The following is a 15,964-nucleotide window of genomic DNA, read 5'->3' on the forward strand; positions in this document are numbered from 1 at the left end:
TTCGAATGGAGCGAACACGGTGAGCGAACAGCAGTCGGACCCGGCCGAAGCGAGCGAGCAAGGCGAACGGGAGCACCCGGAGGGTGATGCTCCCGGTGAGGAGCAGGAGTGGCCGCAGGAACTTCTCGACGCGGCCAAGATCGCTCCGGACCACTGGATACGCATGATCGACCCCGCGTGGAACGGTGACGGCGAGCCGCCTGAATGGGCCGTCGGCGGTGTCTGGCGCAGCGACGAGGACGGCAACATCGTCGAGGGAGAGGTCAACGAGGACTACAAGCCTTCTCCCGCCGCGATGGGCTGGCCGCCGCCGATAGGCCCGCTGGACGAGGCGGTGCAACTGGCGGCCACGGGTTACATCACCGAGGACACGCTGGCCCGCGAGCTCGCGGCCTCCGACGTCCTGGTGTTCGTCGATGAGAACGGTGAACCGGCGCTGGTCCGCGCCCCCGACGGTTCCGATGTGGTGGCCGTCTCCGCCGACGCGGTCCTGGTCGACGAGGAGGAGAACCCGCACGTGCGGATGCCGGTGGAGGAGCTGCTGCGCCGGACGAACGACGAATGGGACCTGTACTTCCTCAGCCCGTCGGCCCCCGTCAGCATCGTCGTCCCCGCGGAGACGCTCCTTGACGCGCTGGCCGAGCGGCGGCGCGGCGGCCCCCGTACGACCGGGATACGCGAAGAAGCCCCGGCTGGGGCGGGGGACGCCCCGGCCGGCGCGTCCCCCGCCCCCGCCGTACCGGAGGTGTCCCCGGACGAGGCCGATGTCTTCGAGGCCGCGTTCACCGAAGTCGGCCTGGAGGCCCCGCGGGTCCGGCCGACCGAGTCCGGCGCGGAGACGGCGGCCGAACCGGAAGGTCAGGCTCCGCGACGGAACAACGCTCCCCGGCGCGTCGAGGACCTCGAACTGCCGGAGCGGGCCGACGACCCCGCGAGCACGCAGCCCTGAGAGCAGGGCGCGGAACGCTGCGCTTACGGCCGTACGTAGATGACGGGGTAGGGAAAGGCGGGGTCGGCGAATTCGGCCTTCACGTGATAGCCGAAGCTGGTCAAGATCCCCGCCGAGGCCGATGTCATCGCCGCGGCGGCCGAGAAGGCCCTCGCCGACTCCACACTCTGAACCGACACCAGGTGGTTCTCCTCCGGAACATGCCAGGAAAGGAACACGCCCTCGGTGAGGCTGTCGGGACGAATGACCAGACCACCGGCAATGTGAGAGTAGTCATCGTCCTCGGCGAGGAAAAATACCGGGATTCCCACGGTTTCGAGGTCGGCAATCACCTCCGCGGCGAGCTTGACGTGCGGCTGCTCGGCGGGACTTGGTGAGGAAGGTAAAACGCGCATTCGGGAACGCTATGCGGCGGGTCGAATGCAAAGCAACGGTGGCGACTGCAGTGGACTCGCGATGCTAGAAAGGAAAGCCCAACTGCGGTGCGTGTGTCATCGGGCACATATCTGACTGCTATCAAGAGCGCGATTTGGCCGGAGCGGCACCTAGGTCCGCGAGGAAGGCTCGGCTTGTGCACCGGTGCGGAATCGCTGTCCGCCGGTGATGGAAGCGCTGTATGCCCAGCTTCGATGGGGGTCGACGGGGAACTCGGGGATGGGGGCGTCAGGGCGGCGCCGCCGGTCCAGGGCGTCGGAGATCCGGATGAGTTCCCGCGCCTCGGCGTCTGCGGCAGGCCCGTCGTCCCAGGTGGAAACCGCGCGGGCCCACCGCAGCCACTCCAGGCACTCGGGGGAGCAACAGGGCCTCAGGCGTTCGACGCGTCCGATCGTCCGGCCACGGGGAAACCGGCAACCGGGACGTCTGCACTTTCTGTCGATCACAAGCCCCTCCATGTGTGCGATGTGAATGGCTGCCCGAAACCAACGGACGCACCGAATGGGACGCCGTGCCCCGGTCAGTCGTCGAAATGGGTCTTCGATCCCGCGGTCGACGTGGTGTTCCCCAGGGCGCGGAGCAGATCGTGATCGTCGATGGCGGCGCGTCCGTCCTGAAGAACGTTCAGCTGGAGTTCGGGATCATAGACATAGGGAGCGTCCGCTGGATATTCCACAGCGGCGCGTACGTAGTTGAGCGCGAACGGGCGCAATCCTCATCAGCCTTTCCTGCTCGACACCATCGCGTACCGCTGAAACCTCGACGCGATCGTGTACCGGTGAAACATCCCGCCCGCGGGTATGTTCGCACCATCTTTCGGCCAATGCGGACCTGCCCCTTCGGCGGCCCTCTCCCGCGCCACGGGCTCCCGGCCTCGCTCGGCCTTCCTTCCGTACGTGTGAGCCGCCGGTCAAGGGCGGTTTTCCGGGAAACCAGGAGGAGCGGGCGGAGAGTTCGGCGGCGCGGTCCCCCAAATTTCGGGAGAGCGAACCGAACGCAGGGTCATAGCGTCTTGCGATCACCTCGACGCGTGCGGAAAGTCGGCCTCCGCCGCGAACGAGCCGCCGTCCCCAGGGCGCCGACCGGTCACCGCACCGCGCACCCGCCGGTCACCGCAGCGCGTAGCCGCCCTCCGCCCGTCACCGCAGAGCGTGGGACGTCCTGCCCGACGCGGCGTCGATCTCGTCGTGCGCCTTGGTCAGCAGTCGCATGGCCAGCTCGTTGAGCGCGCGTCCGCCCGCGACCTCCTCGCCGACCCGGGGCTGGTTCGCGTCGGACGGATGGCGGCTGGCGTACCCGTGGGCGCGGACCTCGCTGCCGTCGGGGAGCCGCAGCAGGGCGGCGGCCCGCGTGCGGTGCTCGTCCTCCTCGAACTCCATCTCGACGTGCCAGCCCACCGTGGTCCGTGGCCGGTCCTGTGTCCGTGTCATCGCGATCACCTCCACAGCCGTGTCCCCCCGGCCCCGTGAAGACCCTCTTCCTTAAGTGTCCTCCTGCGCCCGGCCCGGCACGAGACGGGCGGAGCCGAGGGGCGGGAGGGGCCGGGCCGGGACGGGCCGTGACCGTCCCGCTACCGGTACGGACAGTGAACGGCCAGGTCACAGCCCCCCGATGAGACTGGTTTCCGTCCAGGGGTGGCCGTCAGGCAAGATGGGGTGTATCTGCCCACTGCCGATTTCAAGCGTCCGGACGGTTTCTCTTGGCTGAGTTCATTTACACCATGCGCAAGGCGCGCAAGGCGCACGGCGACAAGGTGATCCTCGACGACGTCACCCTGAGCTTCCTCCCGGGTGCGAAGATCGGTGTGGTCGGTCCGAACGGTGCCGGTAAGTCCACCGTCCTCAAGATCATGGCGGGCCTCGAGCAGCCCTCCAACGGTGACGCGTTCCTGTCGCCCGGCTACAGCGTCGGCATGCTGCTCCAGGAGCCCCCGCTCGACGAGTCGAAGACGGTCCTGGAGAACGTGCAGGACGGCGCCGCCGAGATCATGGGCAAGCTGCGCCGCTTCAACGAGGTCGCCGAGCTGATGGCGACCGACTACTCGGACGCCCTGATGGACGAGATGGGCAAGCTCCAGGAGGACCTCGACCACGCCAACGCGTGGGACCTGGACACCCAGCTCGAACAGGCCATGGACGCCCTGGGCTGCCCGCCCGGCGACTGGCCCGTCACCAACCTCTCCGGTGGTGAGCGCCGCCGCGTCGCGCTCTGCAAGCTGCTCCTGGAGGCGCCCGACCTGCTCCTCCTCGACGAGCCCACCAACCACCTGGACGCCGAGTCCGTGCAGTGGCTCGAACAGCACCTCGCCAAGTACCCCGGCACCGTCGTCGCCGTGACCCACGACCGGTACTTCCTGGACAACGTCGCCCAGTGGATCCTGGAGCTGGACCGCGGCCGCGCCATCCCCTACGAGGGCAACTACTCGACGTACCTCGACAACAAGGCCTCCCGCCTGAAGATCGAGGGCCAGAAGGACGCCAAGCGCGCCAAGCGGCTCAAGGAAGAGCTGGAGTGGGTGCGGTCCAACGCCAAGGGGCGGCAGGCCAAGTCCAAGGCGCGTCTGGCGCGCTACGAGGAGATGGCGGCCGAGGCCGACAAGATGCGGAAGCTGGACTTCGAGGAGATCCAGATCCCGCCGGGCCCGCGCCTGGGCTCCATCGTCGTCGAGGTCAACAACCTCTCCAAGGCGTTCGGCGACAAGGTCCTCATCGACGACCTGAGCTTCACCCTCCCGCGCAACGGCATCGTCGGCGTGATCGGCCCGAACGGCGCCGGCAAGACCACGCTCTTCAAGATGATCCAGGGCCTGGAGACCCCGGACTCCGGTTCGATCAAGGTCGGCGACACCGTCAAGATCTCCTACGTCGACCAGAGCCGCGAGAACATCGACCCGAAGAAGACGCTGTGGGCCGTCGTCTCGGACGAGCTGGACTACATCAACGTCGGCCAGGTCGAGATGCCCTCCCGCGCCTACGTGTCCGCCTTCGGCTTCAAGGGCCCCGACCAGCAGAAGCCGGCCGGCGTCCTGTCCGGCGGTGAGCGCAACCGCCTGAACCTGGCGCTCACCCTCAAGCAGGGCGGCAACCTGCTGCTCCTCGACGAACCGACGAACGACCTCGACGTCGAGACGCTCTCCTCCCTGGAGAACGCGCTGCTGGAGTTCCCGGGCGCGGCCGTGGTCGTCTCCCACGACCGCTGGTTCCTGGACCGGGTCGCGACCCACATCCTCGCCTACGAGGGTGACTCCAAGTGGTTCTGGTTCGAGGGCAACTTCGAGTCGTACGAGAAGAACAAGATCGAGCGCCTCGGCGCGGAGGCGGCCCGCCCGCACCGTGCCACCTACAAGAAGCTGACCCGGGGCTGATCGGTCTTGCGCCACATCTACCGCTGCCCGCTGCGCTGGGCCGACATGGACGCGTACGGCCACGTCAACAACGTGGTGTTCCTCCGCTACCTGGAGGAAGCCCGTATCGACTTCCTGTTCCGTCCGGAGAAGGACTTCAAGCAGGGGTCCGTGGTGGCGCGTCACGAGATCGACTACAAGCGGCAGTTGGTCCACCGGCACACCCCGGTGGACATCGAGCTGTGGGTCACGCAGATCAGGGCCGCGTCCTTCACCATCGCCTACGAGGTGAAGGACCCGGACCAGGTCTACGTCACGGCCTCGACGGTGATCGTGCCGTTCGACTTCGAGCGGCAGCGCCCGCGCCGGATCACCGCCGAGGAGCGCGACTTCCTGGAGTCCTACCGGGACGACGAGGACGAGGCCGTCGCGGCATGACCGTCCTGCACCTCGCCGACGCGGGGGAGGCCGCCGATCTCGGCGCCTTCCTCGCCCGGCTGGTCCACTACGACCGTGCCGCCGCGGTGCGCCTCCAGGCGCGCGGCACCACCCTCGCGGTCTTCGGCCGGCCCCCGTCGTTCGAGGTCCTCGCGATCCGCACCGCCCGGCTGGCCAAGCCCTACGAGCACGGTCTCGACGTCACCCTCGACGTGACCGTCTCCGCGGGCGAACTCCTGGAGTCCATCGAGGAGCCGGCGGCCACCGCCACCGTGCCCGGCGCCGTCACCGGGCCGCCCTGGGCCGGGGTCATGCCGCCGCGCGGCGGCTGGCGGCCGGAGCCCGGGCTGCCCGCCCCGGACGCGGTACGCGCCACGGTCGCCGCCGTGGTCGCCGAATTCCGCGCCCGTACGCAGGAGTTGGCGCCCGAGCAGCGGACCCGTGCCGAACTCGACCGCCTCGGGCGGGAGATCTGGTCCCGGCCGCTCGGCGACACCGCCCTGCCGGTCAGGGCCGCGCACGCCGCCCAGTCCCTCGGATTCCTGCGGCCCGCCGCGGTCCCCGTCCCGGCGCCGGCGGACCAGGGCGCGGGCGACCGGCGACCGCCCTCTGGTGAGGGCGAGTTGGGGCTGTACTCGTCGGGAGCCTGGCTGCGGCTGCGGACCCCCTACGGCTCGATCGCCGTCCGCCGGGCCGGCCTCGGCGCGCTGGACGTCAGCGTCCACTGAAAATGGACCGCTGAGGGAACCCGGCCCCGATCCTGTCCGGCGAGGAACCCGGCCCCGACCCTCTCCGCTGCGAACCGCGCTCCGCTCCTGTCGGTGTCCGGCGGTCAGCCCGCCGTGTTCACCATCGAGGCGGCGGCGTACGTCAGGTAGTTCCACAGCGTGTGCTCGTGCTCCTCGGAGAGGCCCAGCTCGTCCACCGCCACCCGCATGTGCCGCAGCCACGCGTCGTGCGCGGCCTGGTCGACCTTGAAGGGCGCGTGCCGCATCCGCAGCCGGGGATGCCCCCGGTTCTCGCTGTACGTCGTCGGGCCGCCCCAGTACTGGATCAGGAACAGCGTGAGCCGCTCCTCCGCCGGGCCCAGGTCCTCCTCCGGATACATGGGCTTCAGCAGCGGATCCCCGGCGACCCCCTCGTAGAACCGGTGCACGAGGCGACGGAAGGTCTCCTCGCCGCCGACCTGCTCATAGAAGGTCTGCTCCTGCAACGTGCCGCGCCGAATCTCATTCACGCCCCCATGCTCTCAGACACCACGGCCGAGGACCGAGGGCTTAGGACCACCGCGGCCACTCGCCCCCGGCCCCGTCCGGCAGCACAGTGGAGCTATGGGTGCGGACGGACTGGAGAGCGGGCCTGAGGGGCTGGGCGGGCGGGTCCGGGACGGGCTGGTGCGGGAGATCGAGCGGAGCGGGGCCTTCGCGGGGGACCGCGCCTGGCGGGAGGCGTTCGAGGCGGTACCCCGGCATCTCTTCGTGCCGTACTACTACGTGGGCGTCGCCGGGGGCTTCGAGCGGGTCTGGGGCGAGGACCCCGACCCGCGCGCCCGGGAGGACTGGCTGCGCGGCGCCTACGCCGACACCCCGCTCGCGACCCGGGTACGGGACGGCGAACTCCTCTCCTCCAGCAGCCAGCCCTCCCTGATGGCCGCGATGCTCGTCGAGCTGGACGTGCGCGACGGTCACCGCGTCCTGGAGATCGGCGCCGGGACCGGCTACAACGCGGCCCTGCTCGCGCACCGGCTCGGCGACGTGCGGGTCACCACGATCGACCTCGACGTCGAGATCACCGAGGCCGCCCGCCGGCACCTCGACCGGGCCGGCTACCACCCCGCCGTCGTCACCGGCGACGGCGCCCGCGGAGTGCCCGAGCGCGCCCCCTACGACCGGATCATCGCCACCTGCACGCTCACCACGATCCCGCCCGCCTGGCTGCCCCAGTGCGCGCCCGGCGCCCGTATCCTCGCCCCGCTCGCCACCGGCCTGATCGCGCTGCGGGTCAGCGGCCCCGGGCACGCCGAGGGGAACTTCCTGCACACCCCCGCCTACTTCGTGCCCCTGCGCGGCGGCACCTCGCCCGCCCCCGAGCCGGAGCCCTTCGACGGGCTGCCGCGCGGCGCCCGGCGGCAGGACCTCTTCCGGTTCCTGCTGACCCTGACCGCCGGCCGCCTGGACCCGGGGGACGCCTATGCCCTGTGGGAGCGCGAGGGGCGGCCCGAGCGCGAGCGGTACGGGGTCACCGTCGCCGACGGGCGGGCCCGCGCCTGGCTGGACGACCCGGAGGGGCCGTACGTCTGGCCACTGCCGTAAGCCGCCGAGCGAGGGGGAACGACTCTCCCGATCAGCCCCGGCGGATCGTGATCGTCGTCCAGGCGCCCACGTGGACCCGGTCGCCGTCCTGGAGGGGGACCGGTACGAACGGCTGGATCGGTTCCTCGCCGCCGTTGACCGTGGTCCCGTTCGTCGAGTTCTGGTCGACGACCGCCCAGCTTCCGTCCGGCTGCTGGACCAGGATCGCGTGCTGGTGCGACACTCCCGGGTCCTCCGGCGGCACCGACAGGTCGATGTCAGGCGTGTCGCCGGTGGAGTGCCGGCGGCGGCCGATGGTGAGCTGGTTGCCGGTGAGCGGACGCTGCTGCTCGGGCGAGTACGCGGGCAGGTTCAGGCCCGCGGCCTCGGGGCCCGAGCGCTGCATCATCGCCATGAAGTACTCGCGGTCCGGGCCGATGGTCGCGCTCCACGACAGCGGCTGCTGTTGCTGCTGGTAGCCGGAACCGGGGGGTGCCTGGGTGGCGCCGGGCTGCGGGTAGCCGTAGCCGCCCTGGCCCTGGACTCCCGGGCCGCCGGGGGAACCGGCCGTCGGCGGCGGGAGCACCCAGTCGTCGTCACCGCCGCCGAAGGCGGGACCACCGGGCTGCGGGCCGCCCTGCTGCGGCGGCCGGCCCTGGGTGAAGGGCGCGGCGGGCTGCTGGGTGTAGGCCTGCTGCGGAGCGCCCTGGCCTCCCTGACCGCCCTGACCGCCCTGGCCCCCCTGACCTCCCTGGCCGCCGGGGGTGGGGCCGGGCGGCGGCGGGACCGGACGTCCCGGGGCCGCGCCGAAGCCCTGATCGCCGCCGAACGCGGACGGGTCGCCGTACTGCCGGCCGGGCGGGCCCGGCGGGATCGGCTCGGCGGGCCGGTTCATCTGCGAGGGCCGCGAACTTTGGTAGTCGAAGGGGTCATGCCCGGCGCCCGGACCGCCCTGGCCGCCCGGCCCCTGCTGCTGGAAGCGCGGCGGGCCGCCCTGGTTGCCGGGACCGCCCGGCCGGCCGGGACCGCCCTGGCCACCGGGGCCGCCGAACGGCGACGGGCCGCCGGGCCCGCCCGGCGACGAGCCGGTGGGGCGCGGCGCGGCCGGGGTGTAGGACGTCGCCGTGTTGGTCAGATAGTTCCACCGGCACTCCTCGCAGAACGGCGCGGCACCCTCACGGGGCGTCCGGCACTGCGGGCACAGCTCGGGCTCGCCGTCCGGCACGGCGGACAGGTGGGAGCGGCCCCCGGCCTGCTGGGAGCCGGGCGGCGGATAGCCATATCCGGAACCGGGCGGCGGCGGGGGCAACGGGGGCACGGCACCGGCCATGCGGTGACCGCAGACCTCGCACCAGTCGTCGGAACCCGACTGGTGTCCGTTCGGGCAGGTCGGCATGTCGGCGCTTCCCCCTCTCTTTTCCGGCCGGTGTGGCCGGGACTCTCCGGTTCCCCGCGGGAACCGGGCTCGCTACTTCTTTACTCGAACCGTCTTGGTGGACCGTGTCTCGAGGGTCATCTCGTCCGCCTCCTCGACCCGGGCCTTCAATCGCACAGTACCCGCCGCGACGTCGACCACGTCCACCACCTTCGCAAGCAGTTTCGCAGTATCGGCGTTGCCCGAGGCACCGGCGAGCTGAACGGCCCGTCCCAGCTTGGCCGTGGCTCCGTCGACATCTCCCGCTTTGCGTAGATCCAGGCCCTGCTGGATGACCTGTGCCAGTTCCGCCTGGCCCGTGTAGTGCGCGACCTGGGGATTGATGGACGTCGAGGCGACCATGTCGTCGGTCCACACGGCCCGTACCAGACCCTGCGCGCCCAGGTTCCGCGCGCTGCCGTCGGGCTCCGGGATCACCAGCGAGACCCGGGCCGCGAGCATCTCCTGGCCGATGCCCGCCGTCGGGACCTGGACGCAGACGTGGTAGTCGCGGGACTCGTCGCCCCACGAGCCGGTCGGGTAGTCGCCGGCGCGCGGGCCCGCCTCGGTGCGGCGGTCGGTCAACTCCTCGACCGTGGGCGCCACTTGCTTGACGAACTTGATCTCGGTGCCGACCGGTGTCCAGAGCCGCAGCGCCACGTCCGCGACCTCCTTGCCCATCGCCGTCTCCATCATCTGCGTGAAGTCGGCGGCCAGCGCGGCTGGATCGGCGACGATGTCCGCGGTGCCGAGCAGCGCCGAGGCGACCGCGGTGACCTCCTTGACCTCCCAGTCGGTGCCCACCCCCCGCGCGTCACAGGTGAAGCGGCCGGCGCAGGAGTCCAGGGCGGCCCGCAGGTCCTCGGGCGACTCGTGTTCGTTGCGGCCGTCGGTCAGCAGGATGCCGTGCCGGATCGCCACGTCCACCGAGGACAGCAGCCGGTCCGCGAGCCTCAGCCAGGTGCCGATCGCCGTACCGCCGCCCGCGCTCAGCTTGCGCAGCGCCTGCTTGGCCTGCTCGCGGGTGGCCGCGTCCGCGACCGCGAGCCGGCCGTTGCCCGGATAGACCTCCTTGGCGACGTGCGTGCCGCCGACCACCGCGAAGTGCACGCCGTCGCGCAGCGTGTCGATCGCGGCGGCCGTCGCGTCCCGGGCGTTGCGCATCTTGGTCGGCGGATAGTCCATCGACCCCGAGGAGTCGACCATGACGACCACCGCGGCGTCCGGACCCTGACCGGCGGTGTACACATGCGGCGCGGCGACCGCGCTGCCGACCGTGCCGCCGCCGGTCGCGCTCACCGTGACGATCGCGTTGACCTCACGCCCGCCCTCGGGCAGGTACTCGTTCTGGTACACGTCGACCGAGAACTGCGGCACGTTCGACTTCGAGAAATTGGCCATGCCTTCTTGTCCCCCTCGCGCCCCCGCCACCGGCGGGGGTCATGGCTGTGCGGACCGGTCCCCTTCGGTCCTCGGCCGTCCCCGTCCGTTCGCGGCCTCAGGCCGATCCTGCCCCCTGCGCGGGGGCGGGGAACGGGAGGACGGCCACTGTTACGTTGTCGTGGCCCCCGCCGTCCAGGGCGTGGCCGACCAGGACCCGGGCGCTGTGCAGCGGCCGTTCGGCCGCGTCGGCGGGTACGGCGGCGGCCATGTCCTCGGCGGCCTCCGCGTAGTTCCACAGGCCGTCGGTGCACACCACGACCACTCCCGGCCGGTCCGGCTTGAAGGACGCGGTGTGCGGCTCCAGTTCGTAGGCGTCGGCGCCGAGCCAGCCGGTGATGGCGTGGGCGCGCTCGTCGGCGTACGCCTGCGCCTCGTTCATCAGGCCGGCGGCGACCATCTGCGCGGCCCACGAGTCGTCCTCGGTGAGCCGGGCGGGCAGCGAGCCGCGGTCGACGGGCACCCAGTAGGCGCGGCTGTCGCCGATCCAGCCGACGATCAGCAGGGCCGGGGTGACGACCGCGCCGACGATGGTGCAGGCGGGCGCGTTCACATGCGGGGCGTGCTCGCCCTGCGCGGTGGACGGGTCGGCCAGCGCGTTGACCGCCTCGGCCGCCGCGACGATCGCCTCGTGCATGGCCTGCTGCGGGTGGGTGCCCAGCGGCAGGGCCGCCATCAGCGACTCGCTCGCCGCGCGGGACGCGGCGAGGGACGCCTCGTCGGGGCGGGTCGCGGAGGAGACGCCGTCGCAGACGATCGCGACGACGGCGGGGGAGCCGTCCGGCAGCGCGGTCGAGGAGATCGCGAACGCGTCCTCGTTGCGGTGGTGCCGCAGACCGCGGTCGCTGACCGCGGCGACCGCGCCCAACTCCTGTTCCATGTGGTCCCGTTCCCGTGGCTGCGCGTGGCCGCAGTTCTCGCAGTATCCGTCGGTGTCGACCTGGCCGGAGCGGCACGCCACGCAGGTCTTGCCCGCGGGCGGCGCCGGCGGGCCGGCGGTGCGGGGGTCGGCCGGGGCCTGCGGGGCGCCGGGGACGCCGGCCGGGTCCTCGGCGGCCGGCGGGGCGAGCGGGTACTCGTCGGGCTCCGCGGGCCGGTCGAACCGTACGCCCGAGGGGTCGTGCGGGTGCTCCGGGTGCGGGAGTTCGGAACCGCCGGAGTCGGTGCCCTGGATGTCGGCCGCGTGGTGCACCGGCGCGGGCACGTCGGAGGTGTCGGTCTCCGGGGCCACGGGCCAGTCCACGGAGGGCGCGGTGGGGGCGGACGTGGACGTGGACGCGGAGCCCGGCGCGGGGGCCGGTGCCGGTGCTGACCCGGGTGCGGGGGCCCGGTCGGGCCCGGGGGCGGGGGCGGCCGAGGGGGCCGCTCCTCCCGTGCCGTTGACGACCATCGTCGGATGGTCCTGCGGCGGCGCCGCCACCGTCGACAGGTCGTAGCCGCAGGCACCGCAGAAACGGTCACCCGCCTCCAGCGGTTCCTCGCAACTGGGGCACCGCGAAAGGGCCGTGGGCTGGGGCATCTGGGACATCAATCACACCCACGTCCGGGGGCGGTAACGGTTTGCGCGTTCCACCAGGTCGATCCTCTCCTCGCCGCCCCGCGCGAGCCGGGCCAGCGTCCGGTACGAACGTTCGAGGCCGAAACGCAGGCCGCGCTCGTCCAGGGCACTGCCGAGCAGCACCTGTCCGCCTCCGGAGGCCGGAGCGGAACCCTGGCTACCGGAGAGTACCCAGTCCAGGGCGCAGCCGAGGACCTCCGTCGACAACTGCTCGCGGCGCACCGCGTCCAGGCCGAACCCGTCGAGCGCCTCGACCTGTCCCGCGGCGGCCGTCAGTTCCGCCAGGAACGGCGGCGCGGCGGCCTCCGCGACCGGGCGCCGCCGCAGCCGCGCCCGCACGGCGGCGACCCGCGCCGCCGTGTAGTGGATCGACGACTCCGGTACGGACTCCAGGGTCCGCACGGCCGCGCGGCGGTCCCCGGCGGCGAGCTGCACGCGGGCCAGGCCGAACGCGGCGCTCACATAGCCGGGGTCCGTCGTCCACACCAGGCGGTAGTACTCGGCGGCGTTGTCCAACTGGCCGAGCACCTCGGCGCACAGGCCGAGGGCCAGCTTGGGCGCGGGCTCGCCGGGGAACGCGTCGTACACCGCGTCGAAGGACAGCGCGGCGATCTCGTGCGCCCCCGTGGCGAGCGCCGTGACCCCGCGGTACCAGACCACCCGCCAGTCGTCCGGGTGGTCCGCCTCCAGCGCCTCCACCCCGTGGTTGGCGGCGGCGAGTTCGCCCATCTCCAGCCGGGCCCGCAGCTCGCGCAGCCGCAGCTCCGGGGAGCCGGTCGGCGCCGCGTGCAGCGCCGCGATCAGCTCGGCCGGGGCCGAGGCGATCAGGCCCGCCAGGAAGCCCGCGTTGGGGTCGCCCGGGTCCACCCGGGGGACCGGCAGCGCGAGCGCGGCGGCAGCGGCCGGGACGGGCTTGACCAGCGCCCCGGCGTCCGGCGCGAGGCCGCCCGGCGCCGAAAGGCCGTCCGGCGCCGAGAGGGCGTACGGCGCCGAGGAGGCGTGCGGCGCCGAGGAGGCGTGCGGCGCCGGGAGGGCGTACGGCGCCGAGGAGGCGTACGGCGGCGGGAGCGGCCCCGACCCGTTCGTGCCGGCGGGCGGCGCGGGCGCGGCCTTCCTGCCGCGTACGGGCACCGGCCGGGCCCCGAGCCGCGACACGTCCTCGGTCACCGCGGCGAACAACTCGGTGTCGGTGACCTTCGTCTCCGGCCCGAACAGCGTCGACAGCGCCGGCCGCGCCCGCCCGGTCTGGACGGACACCACCTCGCGCAGCACACCGGTGAGCTGCTCGGACATCTCCTGCGCCGAGGCGAACCGGCGTGCCGGGTCCGGGTCGGTGGCGCGCACGAGGAGCCGGTAGAACGACTCGTACTGGTGGAAGACCTCGATGTGGCCCGGGTCGGGCAGGGAGTCCACGAAGACGTTCGTGTAGCCCTGGAAGTCGAAGGTGAGGACCGCGAGCGTCCGGGCGACCGTGTACAGGTCGGAGGCGACCGAGGGGCCCACCTCGGCGACCTCGGGCGCCTGGTAGCCGACCGTGCCGTAGATCGCCGACTCGTCGTCGTCCATCCGGCGCACCGCGCCCATGTCGATCAGCTTGAGCTGGTCCTCGGTCTGGATCGCGTTGTCGACCTTGAAGTCGCAGTACAGCAGGTTGCGGCTGTGCAGATGGCCGAGCGCCTCCAGGGCCTCGATGCCGTACGCGCAGGCCTGTTCCACCGGCAGCGGGTCCCGCTTGCCGTCGGGCGTGCGGCGGTCGTTGGCGATCTCCTTGAGCGACTTGCCGCCCACGTACTCCATGACGATGTAGCCGTCCAGCGAACCCGTCCGCTGGTCCAGGTGCTCCACGAAGTTGTAGATCCGCACGATGTTGGAGTGCTCGATCTCCGCGAGGAAGCGCCGCTCGGAGATCGCCGCCGCCATCGCGTCCTGGTCGCCGGTGTCGAGCAGGCCCTTGAGGACCACCCAGCGGTCGGAGACCGCGCGGTCGACGGCGAGATACACCCAGCCCAGCCCGCCGTGCGCGAGGCAGCCCGCCACCTCGTACTGCCCGTGCACGATGTCACCGCTCTGGAGCTTCGGCACGAAGGAATACGGGTGGCCGCACTTCGTGCAGAACCCCTCGGTGCGGCCGGGCCGGTCCCCGCGCGAACGCCCCACCGGGGCACCGCAGTCGGAGCGCGAGCAGAACCGCTTGCGCTCGGGGACCTCCGGGTTCTCCTGCACCATCTCGCGCGGGTCGGGACGCGGCACGCCCGGCACCTCGACCAGACCCGCGCCGAGCCGGCCCCGGCCCGAGGAACTCGCCGTCGAACCGGAGCTGCGCACCGACACCGAGCGGCCCGTCGCCCCGCCGGACAGCGACCGCGACAGCCGCCCGGACACCGAGCGCCGCGACTGCGAGGAACGCGACGAGGTCCGCGAGCTGGCCCGCGAACCGCCGCCGCTTCCGCCGACGGACCCCCGCGAACGGCTGCCGCCCGCGGTCACCCCCGTCGGAGGCGAACTCACCATCCCCTTCGCGGACACCACCGGGGCGAGCCCGCACGTGTCGCAGTACAGCTCACCGCCGCCCATGTCCTCGTACGACCCCTCACAGCCGGGCCGCTGGCAGCCGCGCCGCTCACCCACAGCGTGCTCACTCACGCCGCGCCCCCCTTCCCGTCTCCCGTGCGGGTCCCGCCTCTCCCGCTCACGCGTCGAAACCCCCGTGCTCCGCCCGGTCCTGCGGACCGCCCTGCTCGGGCACCCGCGGGCTCAGCGCCTCCGCGGCGGCCCGCTGATAGCGCAGCACCGCCTCCTCCGCCACCCGCAGATCGCAGGGAGCGCTCCACAGCATGCGCCGGGCCGCGTCGTAGCGCTCCACCAGGAACGGGTCCTCGGCGAGGCCGAGCCGGGCGACCTTCGCCTTGTACGCGTCGAGCCGGCCCCGCAGCTCCGCCCGGACCGCGAGCGGTGCGGTGACCGCCGTCAACGACTCGCGGGCGCGCCGCAGTTCGTCCTCCGCCTTCTCCTCCAGCGCTTCGAGGAGCGGCGACAGCCGGTGCCACTGGGCGTGCCTGCGGTACTCCGCGGCCGTCGCGAGCTGCTCCTGCAACGCCGTCGGCGGACCGCTCACGGCCGGCACCTCCGACGCGGCGATCTTCGCGAGCACCTCGCCGCGGGCGCTGCGGGCCTCGGCGAGCGTGCGGTCCGCGCGGCTGAGCACGTCCCGCAGCTTCACCAGCCGCGCCTCCGCGTCCTGCCGCACGGTGAGCACCGCGTCGATCTCCCGGCGCACCTCCTCCAGGGCGCGCGCCTCGCGGTCGTACGCCGTGGTGTCCGGCCTGCCGCCGCCGGGGGCCGAACTGCCCTGCGCGGGCTTCCAGAAGGCCAGCGGGTCGGAGACGACCTGCTCGCGCAGGGCGGTCAGCGTCCGGGTGATCCGCTCCAGGTCGTCGCCCGAGGGATGCTCGCCGGGGCGCACGCCCACCGAGTGCGCGAGCCGGCGGGTGCGCTGGAGTTCCGCGGCCAGTAAATCGATCCGCGCGGGCAGCGCCGACCACACGGCGTCCGCGGAGACGACCATGTCCAGCGAGGACGCGTACAGCTCGTTCATCCGGTCCACCAGGGCGGCCAGCGTGAACCGCTCGCTGAGCTTGCCGGTGCCGGCCAGGGTCGGCGCGTTCGCCGTCGCCGTGGTGGAACCGGCGACCGTGATGCCCGAACCGCGCAGCAGCTCGGTCAGTTCGGCCAGGTCCTCGCGGCTGGACCAGCGGCGCCGGGAGCGGATCTCCCGGGCGGCGCGCAGCGCGTCCGTGTACGCGTCGAAGTACGCCCACAGCAGGGTGATCGAGGCGTCCGCGGACGCCCAGCGCTCCTTGGTGACGCCGGTCAGCTCGGCGCCTTCCAGGAGTCTGCGGCCCGCGTGGTCCTGCAAGGCGAGCAGGGAGGTCTCGATGGCCTCGTGCTCCGCGCCGAGGCGCGCCAGCGCACGGTCCGCCTCGTCCCGGTCCATCACCGGCCCGGGGGGCTCCGTGGCGCCCATCGATCACCTCTCGCTTCCTGTCCGTCTCCCGCGCACTCGGCGGTGCGCCCGGGCAACTCTCCAGTGTTATCA

At 72.6% G+C, this 15,964-nt stretch carries 14 protein-coding genes; 5 read left to right on the top strand and 9 right to left on the bottom strand.

The features are described from left to right. Positions 1 to 19: 19 nt before the first annotated feature. Positions 20 to 949, top strand: a complete 930-nt coding sequence (locus AB0912_RS22275) for a type VII secretion system-associated protein (RefSeq protein ID WP_366702357.1) — start codon at positions 20 to 22, stop codon at positions 947 to 949. A 23-nt stretch (positions 950 to 972) separates the two neighbouring features. On the opposite strand, the gene AB0912_RS22280 is transcribed toward AB0912_RS22275, so the two are convergent. The 3 genes from AB0912_RS22280 to AB0912_RS22290 form a co-directional block, all read right to left on the bottom strand. Next, positions 973 to 1,344, bottom strand: a complete 372-nt coding sequence (locus AB0912_RS22280; protein WP_366702359.1) for a hypothetical protein — start codon at positions 1,342 to 1,344, stop codon at positions 973 to 975. Positions 1,345 to 1,904: 560 nt separating this feature from the next. Then, positions 1,905 to 2,096: a putative ATP-grasp-modified RiPP gene (gene tgmA, locus AB0912_RS22285; RefSeq protein ID WP_366702361.1), complete on the bottom strand. Its 192-nt coding sequence runs from the start codon at positions 2,094 to 2,096 to the stop codon at positions 1,905 to 1,907. 427 nt (positions 2,097 to 2,523) lie between these two features. Then, positions 2,524 to 2,814, bottom strand: coding sequence for a DUF1876 domain-containing protein (locus AB0912_RS22290; protein ID WP_366702363.1), 291 nt, complete (start codon positions 2,812 to 2,814; stop codon positions 2,524 to 2,526). 269 nt (positions 2,815 to 3,083) lie between these two features. On the opposite strand from AB0912_RS22290, the gene ettA reads away from it, so the two are divergent. From ettA to AB0912_RS22305, 3 genes are read left to right on the top strand one after another with little or no spacing between them, the layout of a single operon-like run. Continuing rightward, complete coding sequence (gene ettA, locus AB0912_RS22295) at positions 3,084 to 4,748, top strand: energy-dependent translational throttle protein EttA (protein WP_366702365.1); 1,665 nt, start codon at positions 3,084 to 3,086, stop codon at positions 4,746 to 4,748. Between the two features lie 6 nt (positions 4,749 to 4,754). Next, positions 4,755 to 5,165 (top strand): thioesterase family protein, encoded by a 411-nt coding sequence (locus AB0912_RS22300; RefSeq protein WP_366702367.1) that lies wholly within the window; start codon positions 4,755 to 4,757, stop codon positions 5,163 to 5,165. After that, positions 5,162 to 5,893, top strand: coding sequence for a hypothetical protein (locus tag AB0912_RS22305; RefSeq protein ID WP_366702369.1), 732 nt, complete (start codon positions 5,162 to 5,164; stop codon positions 5,891 to 5,893). The genes AB0912_RS22300 and AB0912_RS22305 overlap by 4 nt, the downstream gene beginning before the upstream one ends. A 104-nt stretch (positions 5,894 to 5,997) precedes the next feature. On the opposite strand, the gene AB0912_RS22310 is transcribed toward AB0912_RS22305, so the two are convergent. Further along, entirely contained in the window at positions 5,998 to 6,402 is a 405-nt protein-coding gene (locus tag AB0912_RS22310; RefSeq protein WP_366702371.1) for a globin, read from the bottom strand. Between the two features lie 94 nt (positions 6,403 to 6,496). Between AB0912_RS22310 and AB0912_RS22315 the strand changes: the two genes are divergently transcribed. Then, positions 6,497 to 7,477, top strand: a complete 981-nt coding sequence (locus AB0912_RS22315; protein WP_366702373.1) for a methyltransferase domain-containing protein — start codon at positions 6,497 to 6,499, stop codon at positions 7,475 to 7,477. Between the two features lie 31 nt (positions 7,478 to 7,508). Here the strand turns inward: AB0912_RS22315 and AB0912_RS22320 are convergent, their stop codons facing one another. From AB0912_RS22320 to AB0912_RS22340, 5 genes are all read right to left on the bottom strand, one after another. Continuing rightward, on the bottom strand, positions 7,509 to 8,852 hold the full coding sequence (locus AB0912_RS22320) for an FHA domain-containing protein (protein WP_366702375.1): 1,344 nt from the start codon (positions 8,850 to 8,852) through the stop codon (positions 7,509 to 7,511). 72 nt (positions 8,853 to 8,924) lie between these two features. Beyond that, the gene (locus tag AB0912_RS22325; RefSeq protein ID WP_366702377.1) at positions 8,925 to 10,271 is read right to left on the bottom strand and encodes a VWA domain-containing protein; all 1,347 of its coding nucleotides are present in this window, start codon (positions 10,269 to 10,271) and stop codon (positions 8,925 to 8,927) included. 97 nt (positions 10,272 to 10,368) lie between these two features. Further along, positions 10,369 to 11,838, bottom strand: coding sequence for a protein phosphatase 2C domain-containing protein (locus AB0912_RS22330; protein ID WP_366702379.1), 1,470 nt, complete (start codon positions 11,836 to 11,838; stop codon positions 10,369 to 10,371). 3 nt (positions 11,839 to 11,841) lie between these two features. After that, complete coding sequence (locus AB0912_RS22335; RefSeq protein ID WP_366702418.1) at positions 11,842 to 14,442, bottom strand: tetratricopeptide repeat protein; 2,601 nt, start codon at positions 14,440 to 14,442, stop codon at positions 11,842 to 11,844. A 115-nt stretch (positions 14,443 to 14,557) separates the two neighbouring features. Beyond that, positions 14,558 to 15,892, bottom strand: coding sequence for a hypothetical protein (locus tag AB0912_RS22340; RefSeq protein ID WP_366702381.1), 1,335 nt, complete (start codon positions 15,890 to 15,892; stop codon positions 14,558 to 14,560). Between the last annotated feature and the right edge of the window lie 72 nt (positions 15,893 to 15,964).

The organism is Streptomyces sp. NPDC007084 (genome assembly GCF_040703595.1).
Classification (GTDB): Bacteria; Actinomycetota; Actinomycetes; order Streptomycetales; family Streptomycetaceae; genus Streptomyces.